Source organism: Desertibacillus haloalkaliphilus, from assembly GCF_019039105.1.
GTDB lineage: Bacteria > Bacillota > Bacilli > Bacillales > KJ1-10-99 > Desertibacillus > Desertibacillus haloalkaliphilus.
In genome coordinates this window covers 1-395 of the sequence record NZ_JAHPIV010000266.1, presented here as the reverse complement: position 1 = coordinate 395, position 395 = coordinate 1, and the positions used below count along the sequence as shown (strand labels likewise).

General features: G+C 55.4%; 1 protein-coding gene. It reads left to right on the top strand.

Annotated features, from left to right (window positions below; all coding sequences use genetic code 11):
* Positions 1 to 395: hypothetical protein (locus KH400_RS29920; protein ID WP_217228219.1), on the top strand; the 395-nt coding region annotated here is incomplete at both ends.

Genomic DNA, 395 nt, shown 5'->3' with positions numbered 1-395 from the left:
GGGGGGGGAGGGAAGGGGGAGGAGGGAGGGAGGAAGAAGGAAGGAGAAGGGGGGGGAGGGGAAAAGAAAGAAGAGAAAAAGGAGGAAGAGGGAAGAGAGGGGAGAGAGGGAAAAGGAAAGAGGGAAGGAAGAGAGGAGAGAAGAAGGAAGAGGGGAAGAGAGGAAGAGGGAAGGGGGGGAGAGAAAGAGAAGGGGAAAAAGGAGGGGAAGGAAGAAAAGGAAGAGAAAGGGGAAAAGGGGGAAAAAGGGGAAGAGGAAAGGAAGGGGGGGGAGAAAAGGGGGAAAAAGGGGGGGAAAGGAAGGAGAGGAGAAAAGGGGGAGGGGGAAAAAAAAGAGGAAGAGAGGGGGAGAAGGGAAGAAGGGGGAAAGGGGGAAGGGGAGGAGGAGGAAGAGAA